General features: G+C 69.2%; 18 protein-coding genes. 10 read left to right on the forward strand and 8 right to left on the reverse strand.

The genetic code is table 11. The annotated features are described in order from the left end of the window. Positions 1-483: a YciE/YciF ferroxidase family protein gene (locus Q5716_RS10290; RefSeq protein ID WP_305003047.1), complete on the forward strand. Its 483-nt coding sequence runs from the start codon at positions 1-3 to the stop codon at positions 481-483. Between the two features lie 117 nt (positions 484-600). Here Q5716_RS10290 and Q5716_RS10295 read toward each other — a convergent pair whose 3' ends face one another. The 4 genes from Q5716_RS10295 to Q5716_RS10310 all read right to left on the reverse strand — a co-directional run bounded on the left by Q5716_RS10295 (position 601) and on the right by Q5716_RS10310 (position 3,157). Then, on the reverse strand, positions 601-1,080 hold the full coding sequence (locus tag Q5716_RS10295; RefSeq protein WP_305003048.1) for a nucleoside deaminase: 480 nt from the start codon (positions 1,078-1,080) through the stop codon (positions 601-603). Further along, positions 1,077-1,367 carry a Dabb family protein gene (locus Q5716_RS10300; protein WP_305003049.1) on the reverse strand — a complete coding sequence of 97 codons (291 nt, stop codon included), beginning with the start codon at positions 1,365-1,367 and terminating at the stop codon, positions 1,077-1,079. Before Q5716_RS10300 ends, Q5716_RS10295 begins: the two co-directional genes overlap by 4 nt. Beyond that, on the reverse strand, positions 1,364-2,272 hold the full coding sequence (locus Q5716_RS10305; protein WP_305003050.1) for a COG1361 family protein: 909 nt from the start codon (positions 2,270-2,272) through the stop codon (positions 1,364-1,366). The genes Q5716_RS10300 and Q5716_RS10305 overlap by 4 nt, the downstream gene beginning before the upstream one ends. A gap of 132 nt (positions 2,273-2,404) precedes the next feature. After that, a complete protein-coding gene (locus Q5716_RS10310) occupies positions 2,405-3,157 on the reverse strand; it encodes an SDR family NAD(P)-dependent oxidoreductase (protein ID WP_305003051.1) in 753 nt (250 codons plus the stop codon). A gap of 57 nt (positions 3,158-3,214) precedes the next feature. Here Q5716_RS10310 and Q5716_RS10315 point away from each other — a divergent pair, with 57 nt between their 5' ends. The 3 genes from Q5716_RS10315 to msrA all read left to right on the forward strand — a co-directional run bounded on the left by Q5716_RS10315 (position 3,215) and on the right by msrA (position 4,824). Beyond that, a complete protein-coding gene (locus Q5716_RS10315) occupies positions 3,215-3,760 on the forward strand; it encodes a TetR/AcrR family transcriptional regulator (RefSeq protein WP_305003052.1) in 546 nt (181 codons plus the stop codon). 96 nt (positions 3,761-3,856) lie between these two features. Further along, on the forward strand, positions 3,857-4,309 hold the full coding sequence (gene msrB / locus Q5716_RS10320) for a peptide-methionine (R)-S-oxide reductase MsrB (protein ID WP_305003053.1): 453 nt from the start codon (positions 3,857-3,859) through the stop codon (positions 4,307-4,309). Positions 4,310-4,311: 2 nt separating this feature from the next. After that, entirely contained in the window at positions 4,312-4,824 is a 513-nt protein-coding gene (gene msrA, locus Q5716_RS10325) for a peptide-methionine (S)-S-oxide reductase MsrA (RefSeq protein WP_305003054.1), read from the forward strand. A 246-nt stretch (positions 4,825-5,070) separates the two neighbouring features. Here the strand turns inward: msrA and Q5716_RS10330 are convergent, their stop codons facing one another. Beyond that, a complete protein-coding gene (locus tag Q5716_RS10330; RefSeq protein ID WP_305003055.1) occupies positions 5,071-5,460 on the reverse strand; it encodes an ester cyclase in 390 nt (129 codons plus the stop codon). 46 nt (positions 5,461-5,506) lie between these two features. Then, positions 5,507-6,151, reverse strand: a complete 645-nt coding sequence (locus tag Q5716_RS10335; RefSeq protein ID WP_305003056.1) for a GntR family transcriptional regulator — start codon at positions 6,149-6,151, stop codon at positions 5,507-5,509. Between the two features lie 138 nt (positions 6,152-6,289). On the opposite strand from Q5716_RS10335, the gene Q5716_RS10340 reads away from it, so the two are divergent. From Q5716_RS10340 to Q5716_RS10350, 3 genes are all read left to right on the forward strand, one after another. Next, a complete protein-coding gene (locus Q5716_RS10340; protein WP_305003057.1) occupies positions 6,290-6,985 on the forward strand; it encodes an alpha/beta fold hydrolase in 696 nt (231 codons plus the stop codon). 211 nt (positions 6,986-7,196) lie between these two features. Further along, positions 7,197-8,159: a TerC family protein gene (locus Q5716_RS10345; RefSeq protein WP_305003058.1), complete on the forward strand. Its 963-nt coding sequence runs from the start codon at positions 7,197-7,199 to the stop codon at positions 8,157-8,159. 3 nt (positions 8,160-8,162) lie between these two features. Beyond that, positions 8,163-8,441: a helix-turn-helix transcriptional regulator gene (locus tag Q5716_RS10350; RefSeq protein WP_305003059.1), complete on the forward strand. Its 279-nt coding sequence runs from the start codon at positions 8,163-8,165 to the stop codon at positions 8,439-8,441. A 15-nt stretch (positions 8,442-8,456) separates the two neighbouring features. On the opposite strand, the gene Q5716_RS10355 is transcribed toward Q5716_RS10350, so the two are convergent. Beyond that, complete coding sequence (locus Q5716_RS10355; RefSeq protein WP_305003060.1) at positions 8,457-10,688, reverse strand: alpha-L-rhamnosidase; 2,232 nt, start codon at positions 10,686-10,688, stop codon at positions 8,457-8,459. Positions 10,689-10,796: 108 nt separating this feature from the next. Between Q5716_RS10355 and Q5716_RS10360 the strand changes: the two genes are divergently transcribed. Continuing rightward, positions 10,797-11,567: a sugar phosphate isomerase/epimerase family protein gene (locus Q5716_RS10360; RefSeq protein WP_305003061.1), complete on the forward strand. Its 771-nt coding sequence runs from the start codon at positions 10,797-10,799 to the stop codon at positions 11,565-11,567. Positions 11,568-11,571: 4 nt separating this feature from the next. Here the strand turns inward: Q5716_RS10360 and Q5716_RS10365 are convergent, their stop codons facing one another. Continuing rightward, complete coding sequence (locus tag Q5716_RS10365) at positions 11,572-12,660, reverse strand: substrate-binding domain-containing protein (protein ID WP_305003062.1); 1,089 nt, start codon at positions 12,658-12,660, stop codon at positions 11,572-11,574. Between the two features lie 125 nt (positions 12,661-12,785). Between Q5716_RS10365 and Q5716_RS10370 the strand changes: the two genes are divergently transcribed. Both Q5716_RS10370 and Q5716_RS10375 read left to right on the forward strand, forming a co-directional pair. Next, positions 12,786-14,042, forward strand: coding sequence for an ABC transporter substrate-binding protein (locus Q5716_RS10370; RefSeq protein WP_305003063.1), 1,257 nt, complete (start codon positions 12,786-12,788; stop codon positions 14,040-14,042). 58 nt (positions 14,043-14,100) lie between these two features. Beyond that, complete coding sequence (locus Q5716_RS10375; RefSeq protein WP_305003064.1) at positions 14,101-15,009, forward strand: carbohydrate ABC transporter permease; 909 nt, start codon at positions 14,101-14,103, stop codon at positions 15,007-15,009. Positions 15,010-15,034 lie beyond the last annotated feature (25 nt).

Consider the following 15,034-nt stretch of genomic DNA (forward strand, 5'->3'; position numbering starts at 1 on the left):
ATGGCTCAGCTCACGCTGGACAACCCGACGGACCTGCTGCACTACCAGCTGCGCACCGCGCTCACGATGGAGAACGACTCCCTCGCGGCGCTCGGCGAGCTCGAGAAGGCGGCAGCGTCGTCCGAGGTCAAGAAGATGTTCCGCCACCACGCCGACGAGACGCGCGAGCAGCTCGACAACCTCGCCTCCGTGTTCAAGCTCCTCGAGTTCAAGGAGACGACAGCGCCGTCGCCGAGCACCAAGGGGATCTCGAAGCAAGCCGCGGGCCTCATCGTGAAGACCGCGAAGCCGCTGCTCGACCAGGTCGTGCTGTCGTGCGCGCTCGGCAACGAGCACTACGAGATCTCGGCCTACCAGTCGCTGCTCGTGCCGGTCCGAGCGATGGGCGCCACCGAGGTGGAGGCGCTCCTCGTCGCCAACCTCGACCAGGAGACCCACACGAGCGAAGAGCTCCACGAGATGCTCCAGAAGGTCGCCGGCTAGTCCGAGCGAAAGCGGGGCCGGGTGCGTGTGCGGCGCGCCCGGCCCCTTATTGTCCGCGGGCAGCTCGGTGGATCGCCCGCGGCAGCTCGGTGGCGTCCCGGATGCGCCGGCGTGCTCTCAGCCCCAGAACCCGTCGTGCACGGCTGCGGCCTCGACCTCCAGGGCCGGCCCAGCGACATCCACGACGTCCCCGCCGCGCGCGAACACCTCGCGGCTCGGCAGATCGAGCACGGGCTCGTCGCTCACCGGCGACACGATCGCGATGAGGCCCTGTTCGGAGAGCGCGAAGACGACCCGCGGGATCCGCGCCCAGTAGATCGCGCCCGCGCACATCGCACACGGCTCCGTGCTTGAGTAGAGCGTGCTCTTGCGCAGTTCATCGGCGGTCAGCTCGCGGGCGGCGATGCGCACGAGGTTCGACTCGGCGTGGCCGGTCGGGTCACCGTCGGTCACGACCGAGTTGAAGCCCCGGATGACGCGCCCGCCCGCCGTGACGAGCACCGCGCCGAACGGGTGGTCGCCGCGGCCCCGCGCCTCGAGGGCGGCGTCGATCGACTCGCGCAGGTAGCGCTCGTCCTGCGCGGTGACCTCGCTCACGGTAGGGGCGCGTAGTCGATCTCGAGGAACGCCGCGACCTCCGGCACCCAGCGGCCCTGCACGAACGCGACGTGGTCGGGATGCTCGTTGTAGCCGGAGTAGGCCGCCTGGTCCGCGAACTCCATCGAGAACGAGTAGTCGAAGTCGTCGCCGGTGAGCACACGCAGCTGCTCGAAGTGCTCGACGCCGGGGATGGACCCGAGGATGCGGGCATCCCGCAGGAAGGCGGCCTCGGCGTCCGACCCTGCCGGGTGGGACAAGCGGAAGAGGACGGTGTGGCGGATCATCCCCCGAGGCTAACGCGCCGTCGCGTGACCCACGCTGCGATCGCTACTGCGAGGATGCCCGCGCCCGCGAATCCGACGGCGAGAGCGAGCATCCCGTCGAGCCTGTCGGTGGTCGAGCCGGTGGCGGCGAGCTGCGGCGACGCGCAGTCGGCGACGGTGAGCGGCAGTTCGGCGGTGTGCTCGCCGCCGAACTCGTCGGTGATCGTCGCGGTCACCGTGTACTCACCGGGGGTGGCGATGGTGCCCTCGAGGCTGAAGCCGTCGCCCGCGGCGGCGCCGCCGATCGGGACGACCTCGGCGTCGGGGGCGTCTCCCGCGGAGCCGACCACACCCGAGAGCTCGACGGCGTCGGCGTTCCACGGCACGTTGAAGGCGTAGGCGACCGAGCCGAGCTCGGTGAGGTCGGCGCCGGCGCACGTCTCCCAGGCAGCGGGCTCCTCGGTGGCATCCCCGGAGACGAGCTCGACATCGAACTCGGGGCTGCACCCGGTGAGGGGGCACACGGTGATGGGGGCGGTGAGCGAGTAGTTGTCGCCGCCCTCGCTGCGCACGGCGATCGTGGCCGAGTAGTCGCCGGGGGCGGCGGGTGCGTCACCCAGGGTGTCGCACGTGAACGTCGCACCGGTCGCCGTCTTCGCGACCTGGCAGTGGGTGACCGAGTGGCCGACATTCCGGTCGAAGAGCACCGGCGCTTGCGCGTGCAGCACCCAGAAGCTGGTGGGGATCGTGAAGAAGAACTCGACGTCGAACTCGAGGCCCACGGTGGGGTCGACCCAGATGTGCGCGGGGCTCGTGTACCAGCCGGCCGGGGGGTCGGTGGGCGGGGCTGCAGCGCTTGCGGGGGCCGCGATCCCCAGGGTCAGCACGGCGACGGCAGCTGCGATGAGAGGCATTCGGGTGCGCACGGGATCAGTGTGGCAGAAAACCGATATGCCGGTTGACCCCCCGAAGACGGGATCCGTTCGTCGAGTTGCCACTGGTGGCGGGCATCCGGGCTCCTGGACGACCACGAGTGGCAACTCGACCCGCCCCGGGCGTCAGGCCCGCACGGTCGAGGCGCCGCGGGCGAGGGCATCCGCTCCGATCCCCCGCATGATGGACTGCGCGAGGCCGGGCGCCCAGTGCGTCATCTGCTGGATGCTGCGGTTGGATGCTCCGAGCAGGTACTCGGCTCGTTCCCCCGCCGCCGCGCTCGCGAACCGCGGCGCCGCCCAGCTCATCGCGTACCGCTTCGGGCCGACGAGATCGGCCCCGTTGTCCATGTGCGGGGGCGAGACGATCGCGACGTCGATTCCGAGCGCGCCGAGCTCGTGCCGCGACGACCGCGCGAAGGAGATGAGTGCGGCCTTCGCGGCGCTGTAGTTGTCGAGGGACGGGGTGCCGACGTAGCCGAGGGTCGACCCGGTGGCGACGAGACGGACGCGCGCCGCGGGGTCCTTGAACACGGCGAGGGCTCGGGCGACGCGCACGAAGCCGAGGTAGTTCACCTCGAGCTCGCGGTCGAGCTCCGCGTCGTCGCGCGTGGCGATCGAGCCCTGGTAGAGCTGCGAGGCGCAGTAGACGATGAGCGCGGGGGCGCCGCGCTCGGCGAGGAGCGTGCGTACGGTGCGCTCGACGCTCTCGCCGGAGGTGACGTCGACGGGACGGAAGGCCGCGAACGGCCCCTGCTCGGCGGGGGTCGATCGGGAGAGCCCGATGACGGGGCGTCCGTCCCGGGCGAACTCCTCGGCGATGGCGAGGCCGAGCCCCTTCGAGGCTCCGATGATCCACACGTCGGTGGTACTGCTCATGGCTGATCTCCTTTATGATGTTGGCAGTGCCCACATCATAGGAAGGCAATGTTGGCAATGTCAACTTCGCGACCGTACCACCGCGACGATCTGCGCTCGCAACTGCTCGACGTCGCCGCCGAGCTCCTCGAGCAGGACGGCGCGAACGCCCTCAGCCTGCGCGAGGTCGCCCGCCGGGCGGAGGTGTCGCACAACGCGCCCTACCGGCACTTCGCGAGCAAGGACGAGCTGCTCGCGGCGCTCGCCGCGTCCGGGTTCGAGAGGCTCGGGGCATCCCGCTCGACCGACGGCGGGCTGGTCGAGAGCGGGCTCGCCTACGTGCGCTTCGCGCTCGGGCATCCGGCGCTGTTCCGGCTCATGTTCTCGGGCGCGCTCACCGGGGCCGGCGCCGACAGCCTGGCGTCGGCCGCAGAGCTCATGCGCGGATCGTTCGGGGATGACACCCCCGGCGACGCCGTGCTCAGCTCGTGGTCGTTCGTGCACGGGCTCGCCGCGCTCCTCCTCGACGGCCAGGTGCCGGAGGAGCTGCGCGCGGGCCGCGACGACGAAACCCTCGCCCGCGACATCCTCACCGTCACGGCGACGGCGCTCGGCGCGGGGTGATCGGCTGACCCGGCCGCTCGGGAACTATTCAGCCGCATCCACTGTTCTATTCATCGAGTGCCGCAGCCAGCGGTACAACTTCAAGGAGCAGCTCCAATGACTACCTATCGCAAGGACCCCGCCGCAGTCGCCCAGCTCACCCCCGAGCAGTACAAGGTGACGCAGGAGGACGCGACCGAGCCCGCGTTCCGCAACGAGTTCTGGGACAACCACGACGACGGCATCTACGTCGACATCGTCTCCGGCGAGCCCCTGTTCTCGTCGACCGACAAGTTCGACAGCGGTTCCGGCTGGCCGAGCTTCACGCGGCCGATCGAGAAGGCGCACATCGTCCAGAAGGAGGACCGCAGCTTCTGGATGACCCGCACCGAGGTCCGCTCGGCGAACGGCGACAGCCACCTCGGCCACCTCTTCGACGACGGCCCCGTCGCCGACGGCGGCATGCGCTACTGCATCAACTCGGCTGCCCTCCGGTTCGTTCCGGTGGCGGAGCTCGAGGCGCAGGGCTACGGTGACTACCTCAGCCTGTTCACCACGAAGGAGGCCTGATCATGGCTACTGAGACCGCGATCCTCGCCGGAGGATGCTTCTGGGGTGCGCAGCAGCTGCTGCGCCGCCGCCCCGGAGTGATCTCCACGCGCGTCGGCTACTCGGGCGGCGACGTCCCGAACGCGACGTACTACAACCACGGCGACCACGCCGAGGCGGTCGAGATCGTCTTCGACCCCGAGCAGATCTCGTACCGGGACATCCTGGAGTTCTTCTTCCAGATCCACGACCCGTCGACGAAGGACCGCCAGGGCAACGACATCGGTCGCAGTTACCGCTCCGCCATCTTCTACGAGAACGAGGAGCAGAAGCAGGTCGCGCTCGACACGATCGCCGACGTGGATGCCTCGGGCCTGTGGCCCGGCAAGGTCGTCACCGAGGTCGAGCCCGCGGGCGACTTCTGGGAGGCCGAGGAGGAGCACCAGGACTACCTGGAGAAGTACCCCAACGGATACACCTGCCACTTCGTGCGCCCCAACTGGAAGCTCCCGCACCGCGAGGAGCAGACGGCGTAACTGCCTGAATGGGTTACTGGATGCCCGTCGGAGCGAGTGAGCTCCGGCGGGCATCCGTCGTCTGCGGGGACGGGCGGCACCTCCCGCACCGCACCGCTCTCCGCCGCCTCTTTCCGAAACGACGGAGATCGGCGCCCTCGTCACGCCGCAGCCCCGCAACGGCCCGCCGGGCATCCCCGTCTCCGTCCTTTCGGAAGGGAGCGACGCGGGGAAGCCGCTCCGCAGCAAGAGCGGCCGGGTCGCGGGCTACGCCGTGATCTGGCGGAGCAGCTCGGCGTCGTCGCTGCCGGTTACCTCGGTGATGCGCCCGTTGCCGAGGCGACAGAAGACGAACTCCGCGGTGTTTACGTGCCGGCCCGTGGCCGCGATTCCGCGATAGCTTCCTGCGTGCGTCCCGCTGCCGCGCAGGTGCGCCGCGATGCGGTCGTCTTCGATGACGAGCTGGATGCGGCGCACCTTCCAGTCGGGGAAGCCGCGGTACAGCTCATCCAGTTCCGAGACCCACGCCTCGACGCCGCCCGGCCGGTGCGCCCGCCGCACCCCCGGCTCGATGAGCTCGCGGAGCGCGGCGAGGTCGTGCCGGTTCAGCGCCTCGAGGTACTCCGCGAACCACTCGCGCATCTCCCACGGCTCCACCGTTCCAGTATGGATCGTGTGCGCGATGCTGGCAGCGGCGCCCGCGCTACTCCCCGTCCGGCAGGGTGTGCCAGATGTCGAACGCGACCGCCGAGGCGCCCTCCGCGTCGCCCGCGGCGAGCCGGTCGATCAGCCGTTCGTGCAGTTCGACGGATGACTCGCCCGCGCTGCTGAAGCGCTGACGCTCGGCGCGGCGCACGAGCGGGTCGAAGTGCTCCACCACTGACTCGAGTGCGCGGTTGCCGAGGGCGGAGACGGGGATGCCGTGCAGCTCCTCATCGGCCGCGTGCGCAGCATCCACGTCCCCGGAGCGCAGGGCGGCGGCGAACCTCGAATTGGCCGCGCGCATGCGGTCGAGGTCGTCGGTCGAAAGCGCGCCGGCGACCCCGCGTGCGGCGAGGGCGTGCATGGCGGCGATCACGTCGCGCGCGTCACGGGCAGCCTGGGCATCGATGGCGGTGACTGTTGTGGATCGACCTGGGACGGCGACGACGAGTCCGCTGGTCGCGAGGCGGAGCAATGCCTCGCGGATGGGGGTGCGGCTCACTCCGAGCCACTCGGCGAGTTCGCCGTCACGGAGCTGCTCGCCCGGGGCGAAGGTACCGTCGACGATCGCGTCGCGAAGTCGGCGGTAGACGTCGTCGCGGAGCAGCGAGCGGCCGACGCCGGGGCTGCCGGTGGGAATGGGCATGCAATATGTTGCGCGCGGTCGGCCGCCTCACGCAAATCCCCGAGGGGTGGGAATACTCAACGGAATGCAATATGTTGCACACTACACGTCGGCGTGGTGCCGACTTCTCCTCCCGGAGACAGCGAAAGGAACGGCAGCATGACCACCACCGACGGAATCACGAACATCGTCCTCGTCCACGGCGCCTTCGCCGATGGCTCCGGCTGGCGGGGCGTCTACGACAACCTCACCGCTCGCGGCTACCGGGTGAGCATCGTCCAGAACCCACTCACCTCCTTCGCCGACGACGTCGCCGCGACCCGCCGCGTGCTCGACCGCCAGGACGGCCCGACCATCCTCGTCGGCCACTCGTGGGGCGGCACGGTGATCACCGAGGCGGGCACGCACGACAAGGTCGCCGGCCTCGTCTACGTCGCCGCCCTCATCCCGGACTCAGGCGAGACGAGCGGCCAGCAGTACGAGGGCTTCGCCCCGACCCCGGAGTTCGTCATCGACATCGGCGAGGACGGCTTCGGATTCCTCAACCTCGAGAAGTTCGCCATCGGTTTCGCCGCTGACGCGAGCGAGGCGGATGCCGCGTTCCTCCGCGACTCGCAGGTGCCCGTCAACATGACCGTCTTCGGGGAGCCCGTCACCACCGCGGCCTGGCACGACAAGCCCAGCTGGGCGGTCATCGCCACCGAGGACAACGCGTTCGACCCGGCGATGCTGCGGCACATGGCCCGGCGCAGTGGCTCCGAGATCACCGCGGTGCCCGGCAGCCACGCCGTCTATGCGACCCAGGCGGCCGCAGTCGCGGACGTGATCGCGGCGGCGGCGTCGAGCGCGAGCTGAGCATCCCGAGCTGGCGGCTGGCCCGCGTCCCGCGAGCCAGCCGCAGCTGCGGAGGGGAGGCATCGTGACGCTCCCACCGGCCCTCTGGATCGGGAGGGCAAGTGGTCCGAGAGTTTCATGGTCCCGCTCGCTGCGTCTTTCCTGTGAAGCACGCTTCATGTATTCAGCAAAAGCATGAAGCATGCTTCACTTGTCGCGTCGAAAGGAAACCGTGACCGTACCCCTCTGGGCGTGGCTCGCCGTCATCGGCGTCATCGTCCTCATGCTCGCCATCGACCTCGTTGCTCACCGGAAGGCCCACGTCATCGGGTTGAGGGAAGCGGCGGGGTGGTCCATCTTCTGGGTCCTCAGCGGAATCACTTTCGGTGCGATCATCTGGATGCTCTTCGGCGCCGAGTTCGGACAGCAGTACTTCGCCGGCTTCGTGATCGAGAAGTCGCTCGCCGTCGACAACGTGTTCGTCTGGGCCATCATCTTCGCGAGCTTCGGCGTCCCTGCCCAGTACCAGCACCGGGTCCTCTTCCTCGGGGTTCTCGGAGCGCTCGTGTTCCGCGGCATCTTCATCGCCCTCGGGGCCGCCCTGCTCGACACCTTCGCCTGGATCCTCTACGTCTTCGCCGCGTTCCTCGTGATCACCGGCATCCAGATGCTCCGGCACCGCAACGACCACGGCGACCCGAGCCAGTCTCGGGTGCTGAAGGTCTTCCGTCGATTCGTGCCCATGACGGAGGAGTACGACGGCCAGAAGCTCGTGACGCGGGTCGGCGGCGCGCTCGTGGCGACTCCCCTGCTCGCGGTGCTCGTGCTCATCGAGTTCACCGACATCGTGTTCGCGGTCGACTCGATCCCCGCGATCTTCGCCGTCACGTCCGAGCCGTTCCTCGTCTTCACCGCCAATGCGTTTGCCATCCTGGGCCTTCGGGCGATGTACTTCCTGCTCGCTGACCTCGTCCACCGGTTCGTCTACCTCAAGATCGGCCTCGCCGCGATCCTCATCTGGGTCGGTGTGAAGATGGCCCTGCACGACATCGTGAAGGTGCCCACGACCGTCTCGCTCGCCGTGATCGTCGGGATCCTCGCCGTCACGATCGCCGCGAGCCTGTGGGCCACCCGCGGTCAGGGGCGTCGACCGGTCGACGCGCCCCGCAGCCCGACGGCAACCGGTGAGAATTGACACATGCCGCAGTGGACGTTCCTCACCCATCACGCTCACCTGATCATCCAGGTCGCCCAGAACCCGGATGCCACCCTCGAGGAGCTTGCGGCCTCGGTCGGCATCTCGACCCGTAGCGCCGTCACCATCCTCAACGATCTCGAGGCTGCCGGGTACCTGGAGCGGGAGCGCCGCGGGCGCCGGAACCACTACGTGCTCCACGGGGAGCGACCGCTGCGGCATCCCTCGAATGCGGCGCACACGGTGGACGAACTCATTACGGCGCTGCGCGACATCGGCTGACCGCTCGCTCGCTCCTCAGCGCGCCGCGACCGTCACGCGGTGACGCCCCGCTGTGAGCTCGCGGTCGTCGTCCCCCGCGACGCACAGCACCCCGGTCGCGCCAGCAGGCACCTCGAGGTCGATCACGATCGAGCCATCCCGACGCTCCCACCGGATGCCCGCCTCGCCGCGGGCCGTCACGATGCGCGCCCCCGCGTGGTCGAGCTGCTCGGCGAACAGCGGGGCGAAGCGGATGCGCGAGTAGCCCGGCTCGGCGGGTGAGACGCCCGCGAGCGTCTCGTGCAGCCACGCGGCCACGGCGCCGAGCGCGTAGTGGTTGAACGAGGTCATCTGGCCCGGGTTCACCGAGCCGTCGGGGAGCAGGCTGTCCCAGCGCTCCCACACCGTCGTCGCCCCCATCGTGACGGGGTAGAGCCAGGAGGGCCGCTCCCGCTGGAAGAGCAGCCGGGTCGCGGTCTCGCCGTGACCGGTGCTCGTGAGGGCGTCGAGGATGAACGGCGTGCCCGCGAACCCCGTGGAGATGCGGTACCCCGCCTCCGCGACGAGTTCGGCGAGTCGGTCGCCCGCCGCCTCGCGAGCGTCGCCGTCGAGCATGTCGAACGCGATCGCGAGGGCGTAGACGGTGGCGCAGTCGCTGAGGATCCGGAACGGGTCCCGGGTGACGTAAGCGTCGTGGAAGGCGGCGAGGGTCCGGTCGGCGAGGTCCGCGGCGTACCGGGTGGCCGCGGCATCCTCGACTGCTGCCGCCATCCGCGAGACGAGCGCGCTCGAGCGGTAGAGGACGGCGGTCGCGACCACGTCGGGGTCCGCCTTGGCCAGCCCCGGCTTGTCGTCGGGGGCATCCGGGTCGAGCCAGTCCCCGAACTGGAAGCCGCCCTCCCACACCCCGCGCTCGCTCAGCTGAGACTCCACCGCGCGCAGGTGCGCGACCATGGCGTCGAGGTTGTCGTGGATGACCCGCGGGTCGCCGTGGGTCATCCACAGTGCCCACGGCACCCAGACGATCGCGTCGCTCCAGATCGCCGTCGGGCCGGTGAGTTCGAGGTCGCCCCGCACGGCGGGGTACTTCAGCACGTCGGGCACGACCCAGGGCACGACTCCGTGCTGCGCCGCCTGCTCGGTGCGCACGTCGCCCAGCCAGTCCGCGAGGAACGCCGACGAGTCGACGAGGAAGGCCGCGGTCGAGGCGAACACCGCGATGTCGCCCGTCCACCCCAGTCGCTCGTCGCGCTGCGGGCAATCGGTGGGGATGGACACGAAGTTGCCGCGCGTGCTCCACACCACGTTCTCGTGGAGCCGGTTCAGCTCGGCGCTCGAGCTCTCGAACCACCCCCTTCTCGTGAGCGTCGACCCCACCACCACGGCGGTGATCTCCGAGAGGGCGACCTCGGGGGAGCATCCCTCGATCGCGATGTATCGGAAGCCGTGGAGGGTGAACGTCGGCTCGAACTCGTCGAGCCCGCCGCTCAGGATGAACTCGTCGGTCGCGAGCGCCGATCGCAGCGGGCGGATGGCGAGCGCCTCCCCCTCGAGGACCTCGGCGTGGCGGACACGGATGACTCGGCCGCTCGGTCCCTGGACGACGAGCTTGAGCCACCCCACGAGGTTCTGTCCGAAGTCGACCATCAGAGCGCCCGAGCTCTCCCAGGTGCGCACCGGCGCGAGCGTGCCGGTGCGGGTCACGGCGGGGGACTGCGCGGGCACGAGCCGATCCAGGCCCTCGGCGGACTCGGTCACCGCTGACCACTGGGCGGGAGCGGAGCGCAGCCGGGCATCGATCGTCTCGCCGTCGTAGAGGTCCGCCCGCGTGATCGCGGAGCCGGCGACCGACCACGTCGAGTCCGTGCCGACGACCTCTTCGGTGCCGTCCCGGTAGAGGACGGTGAGCTGGATGATCGCCTCCGCCCGATCGCCATAGACCTCGCGACCACCGCGCCAGGCGAGCCGACCGCGGTACCAGCCGTCGGCGACCGTCGCGAGGATCTCGACCTCCGGCTCCCCGATGAGCGACGTGACGTCGACCTCCGAGTACCGAAGTCGCCACTCGTAGCTCGTCCAGCCGGGGGCGAGCACCTCGTCGGACACCGCGCGGCCGTTGAGGGTCACCTCGATGACGCCCTTTGCCGAGTAGCGCAGCACGGCGGACTGGATCTCATCGGCACCGCGCGAGAGGACGAACTGCCCTCGGAACGTCGGGGCCCCGTCGATCTCGGCGGCGGGGGCGATGAACGTCGCTGTCCATTCCATGCGTTCTCCAGTGAGCGATCGTGAGCGAAAACGCAAAAGTAGCATTTGCGCTCACGCCCGCCCACCTATCGTTCCTAAAGCTGCACATTCGATCATCAAGGAGGAGCCATGCGCCGATTGGGCGCGTTCTCGACACTCGGCTGCCCGGAACTGTCGGCGGAGGGCATCGCTCGCCTCGCCCGCGACCACGGCGACCTGGGGGTGGAGCTCCGGGCCGCTGCCGGCACCCCGCTCAACGACGGCATGTCCGCGACCGCCCTCGCCGAGCTCGCTGACGAGCTCCGCGCCACGCGCCTTCTCAGCGTCTCGACCTACGTGCTCATCGCCGACACGGCCGCGGACGACAGCGACGTCGTCGAGGGGCTCCTCACCGCGATCGACCTCGCGCGCGCCCTCGGCGCGCCCGCCATCCGCGTCTTCGCCGGTGGTGAGGGCACCGCGCTGCCCGCACGGCGACTGCGCTCGGCCCTCGCCGGTACGGGCCCCGATGTCGAGATCCTCCTCGAGACGCACGACTCGCACTCCACCGGCCGATCGGTCGCCGACGTGCTGGACGCGGTCGGGGATGCGCGGTGCGGCGCGATCTGGGACGTCGCCCACCCGTGGGCGGTCGGCGAGCGACCGGAGCACACCCTCGAGGCCCTGTGGCCGTGGTTGAGGTACGTGCAGGTCAAGGACGAGCCTTCCCCGACCGAGCGCACCCCCGTGCTCCTCGGCGAGGGAGGAATCCCGCTCGAGCACATGCTCGACCTGCTCGACGATCGCGGGTACTCGGGGGTGCTCTCGCTCGAATGGGAGCGGGCGTGGCATCCGTCTATCCCGCCGCTCGGCGACGCGCTCTCGGCCGCCGAGCGCTGGCTGGAGTCGGCCGGCCGCTAGCCGGCTACGCCGTCTCCGCCACGCCCGTGGACTTGCGGATCCGCAGCTCGGGGTAGACGGCGATCCGCTGCGGGGCCGCCCGGTCGTCGTCCGCGGTGCACAGCTCGACGCAGCGCTGCACCGCCTGGAATCCCACCTGGGTCTTCGGCGGGGCGACCGCCGTCAGCGGCACCTCGCAGAACGCCGAGAGCTCGTCGTCGTAGGAGACGATCGCGAGATCGTCGGGGATGCTCATGCCCCGCGCGAGGCAGTCCTGCAGCGCATCGACGGCATCCTGCTCGGGGTGGATGAGGATGGCGTCGCACCCGTCGTCGAGCAGCTCCTGCACGACCTCCCACGGCAGTCGGGTGCGGGCGGGCGACCAGTGCTTGCTGACGAGGAAGGGCAGCTGCGGGAGGCCGAGCTCCTCGGTCGCCGCGAGGTAGCCGCGACGCATCTCGGGGGTCGCGTAGAAGCCGGGGCTCAGGAGGGCGATGCGGCTGCGACCGCTCGAGTGCAGGTACCGTACCGCGTCCTGCACGCCGTCGCCGTGGGATGTCACGACCGAGTCGAGCCGCACTCCCTTGCCGAACAGCAGCTCCGGATCGCGCTCGAGCATCACGACGGGGATGGGCAGGCTCAGGATCAGGTCGCGGAACTCGCCGTCGGGGTAGTCCACCCCGCTCGTCGAGATCATGAGTCCGTCGACGCCGTTGTCGATCATGCGCTGCACGAGCGCGAGCTCGCGCTCGAGGGAGTCGTCCGCGATCGAGACGAGCAGTCGTGCACCGAGCTCGCGCGCGGCCCGGTTGGCGCCCCGGATGACCGGGCCGTAGTAGTAGCCGGACCGCGGCAGCACCATCCCGATCGTGAGCGGCTCGCCGGTCGCGTCGCTCCGTTGCGGCGCCTGCTGGGTGCGGCTGGACAGCATCGCTCCGCCGTGCACCCGGCGGATGGTGCCGCGCTGCTCGAGGTCGGCGAGGTCCCGGCGGATGGTCGCGAGGGAGACACCCATCTCGGTCGCGAGTGCTACGGTCTCCACCCGGCCGCGTGAGCGTATGAGCTTCGCGATCTCGCGAAGCCTCTCGTCCTTGAGGTCCATGACGGAGAGCATAGTGGTGGGATGATCGAATGTGATCGTTTGATCGAACAGTCATTGACTGCCCGAAAGGCTCGGGAGATTCTTACTCGATCAATCGCCCAACGGAGGGCGATCACGACAAATGGAGACAATCTCACATGGCAAAGAGGCACAAGCTTGTCACAGCTTTCGTCGGTGCCGTGGCCGCGACGTCACTTCTCGCGTCCTGCACGACTACCGGGTCGACCGACCCCAGCGCGAACCCCGAGGACGTCACCGGCGAGGTGACGATGTGGGTCTACCCCTACATCGATGAGGCCGCCTGGTGGGCGGACGAGGTCGAGAAGTTCAACGAGGACTACCCGAACATCGACCTCGAGGTCGTCGTGCAGCCCTGGGCCGACCGCGACACCCAGATCACCACGGCGATCGCCGGTGGCCAGGCGCCCGACCTCGTCTACTTCATCCCCGACCAGATCGGCCAGTACGCCTCGCAGGGCGTGCTCGCCGACGTCAGCGACGTCATCCCCGACTGGTCCGTCTACACGGAGCCCGCGGTCGAGGGCGTCAGCTACGACGGCACGATCTACGCGCTGCCGATCCTCCAGTCCGTATCCTCGCGCCTCATCTACAAGCCGGCGTGGGAGGCGGCGGGCATCACCGAGTACCCGACCACGTGGGACGAAGCGCTCGCGGATGCCCCCGCTCTCAAGGACGCCGGCTACTACCTGGTCGACTACTACGGCGACGCCGGCCCCAGCCTCAACCTCACCTTCTACCCGCTGCTCTGGCAGGCCGGCGGTGACGTCCTCAGCGAGGACGGCACCGAGTGCACGCTCGACAGCAAGGAGGGCGTCAAGGCGATCGAGTTCCTCCAGACGATCTTCGAGAACGGCTGGGCCGACTCCACCTACCTCACGACCGGGCCGGACCAGAACGCTCCCCTTCAGCGCGGGCTGACCGCGATGACGATGTCGACCGCCTCCGGAACGCTCGTCCAGAGCGGCATCGAGCCGGGCGACGACTGGCTCTCGCTCCCGCCGCTCAAGGACGAGGAGACCGTGACCTACGGTGCCGTCGGCTCGCTCGGCCTCCTCGAGGGCTCGCCGAACAAGGAAGCAGCCAAGGTCTTCCTGCAGTGGTTCTCGCAGCCCGAGATCACGCGCGAGTACAACCTCGACCGCACCTACTTCTCGCCGATCGCCGCGGACACCGGCCTCTACGAGGAGGGCACGCTCCAGGCCGGCGAGGAGAAGCAGCTCGACCTCGTGAAGACGGGCGTCAGCGCTCCTAACGCGCGTCAGATCATGGACCTCATCAAGCCGCAGGTCCAGGCCGCGCTGCTCGGACAGCTCTCCCCCGAGGATGCATTGGCCAAGGCCTGCACCGACGTCGAGGGAATCCTCCAGCGCTAATGATCAGGTGCTGCGGCGGGAACTGCCAGGTCCCGCCGCAGCACCTCGAGGATGAAACATGACTGCACTCATTGCGAACACGCTCGACGAGCGGCCCGCGCGGCGACGAATCGGCCGCCCCAGTAAGATCGCGTTCCTCTTCATCGCGCCTTACCTCTTCTTCTTCGTGATCTTCCGGATCATCCCGGCGCTGTCCGCGATCGCGCTGTCGTTCGGCTCGTACTCGATCAGCGGCAAGATCGACTTCGTCGGCATCGAGAACTACCAGCGCTTGTTCGCCGACCCGCTCTTCTGGAACGCGCTCGGCGTCACCGCCCTCTACACGGCGGTCGCCGTGCCGGGCAGCGTCATCTTCTCGTTGTTCATGGCGCAGCTCGCCAACCGGTCGATCCGCGGGATGCGCGTGTACCGCACGCTGTTCTTCCTCCCGGTCGTGACGAGCCTCGTCGCAGCGGGACTCGTGTGGCGGTGGATCCTCTCCGACAACGGGCCGGCGAACTGGTTCGTCGGATTGTTCGGGGTCCCCCCGATCCCGTGGCTCACTTCGGGCGACACCGTCGTGCAGTCGCTCGCGATCGTGGGCATCTGGGGCGGATTCGGCTACTTCATGCTCATCATCCTCGCGGGGCTGCTGGCCATCCCCGCCGAGTTCGACGAGGCTGCGAAGGTCGACGGCGCCAACGCGTGGCAGCGCTACTGGCACGTCACGCTGCCCCAGCTGCGCCCCACCCTGCTGGTCGTCGTGATCCTGTCGTTCATCGGGTCGTTCCAGGTGTTCGACCTCATCTACGTGATGACCTCCGGCGGCCCCGTGCGGTCGAGCTACTCGCTCGTGTTCTTCCTCTACGACCAGGGCTTCCACTACTTCGACTTCGGCTTCGCGAGTGCGGCCGGCGTCATCCTCTTCCTCATCACATTCGGTGTGTCCGCTATCCAGCGGCGACTGTTCGGAGATAACCAGAGTTGACCGTTTCGACTAGCCCCCGGAGGCG

Source organism: Antiquaquibacter soli (assembly GCF_030580675.1).
GTDB classification, from domain to species: domain Bacteria; phylum Actinomycetota; class Actinomycetes; order Actinomycetales; family Microbacteriaceae; genus Rhodoglobus; species Rhodoglobus soli.

Coding starts and splice junctions, on each gene's coding strand:
- Q5716_RS10310 (WP_305003051.1), bottom strand. CDS start 3,157: ATGAGCAGTACCACCGACGTGTGGATCATCGGAGCCTCGAAGGGGCTC.
- Q5716_RS10360 (WP_305003061.1), top strand. CDS start 10,797: ATGCGCCGATTGGGCGCGTTCTCGACACTCGGCTGCCCGGAACTGTCG.
- Q5716_RS10355 (WP_305003060.1), bottom strand. CDS start 10,688: ATGGAATGGACAGCGACGTTCATCGCCCCCGCCGCCGAGATCGACGGG.
- Q5716_RS10365 (WP_305003062.1), bottom strand. CDS start 12,660: ATGCTCTCCGTCATGGACCTCAAGGACGAGAGGCTTCGCGAGATCGCG.
- Q5716_RS10335 (WP_305003056.1), bottom strand. CDS start 6,151: ATGCCCATTCCCACCGGCAGCCCCGGCGTCGGCCGCTCGCTGCTCCGC.
- msrA (WP_305003054.1), top strand. CDS start 4,312: ATGGCTACTGAGACCGCGATCCTCGCCGGAGGATGCTTCTGGGGTGCG.
- msrB (WP_305003053.1), top strand. CDS start 3,857: ATGACTACCTATCGCAAGGACCCCGCCGCAGTCGCCCAGCTCACCCCC.
- Q5716_RS10290 (WP_305003047.1), top strand. CDS start 1: ATGGCTCAGCTCACGCTGGACAACCCGACGGACCTGCTGCACTACCAG.
- Q5716_RS10340 (WP_305003057.1), top strand. CDS start 6,290: ATGACCACCACCGACGGAATCACGAACATCGTCCTCGTCCACGGCGCC.
- Q5716_RS10370 (WP_305003063.1), top strand. CDS start 12,786: ATGGCAAAGAGGCACAAGCTTGTCACAGCTTTCGTCGGTGCCGTGGCC.
- Q5716_RS10350 (WP_305003059.1), top strand. CDS start 8,163: ATGCCGCAGTGGACGTTCCTCACCCATCACGCTCACCTGATCATCCAG.
- Q5716_RS10315 (WP_305003052.1), top strand. CDS start 3,215: ATGTCAACTTCGCGACCGTACCACCGCGACGATCTGCGCTCGCAACTG.
- Q5716_RS10375 (WP_305003064.1), top strand. CDS start 14,101: ATGACTGCACTCATTGCGAACACGCTCGACGAGCGGCCCGCGCGGCGA.
- Q5716_RS10300 (WP_305003049.1), bottom strand. CDS start 1,367: ATGATCCGCCACACCGTCCTCTTCCGCTTGTCCCACCCGGCAGGGTCG.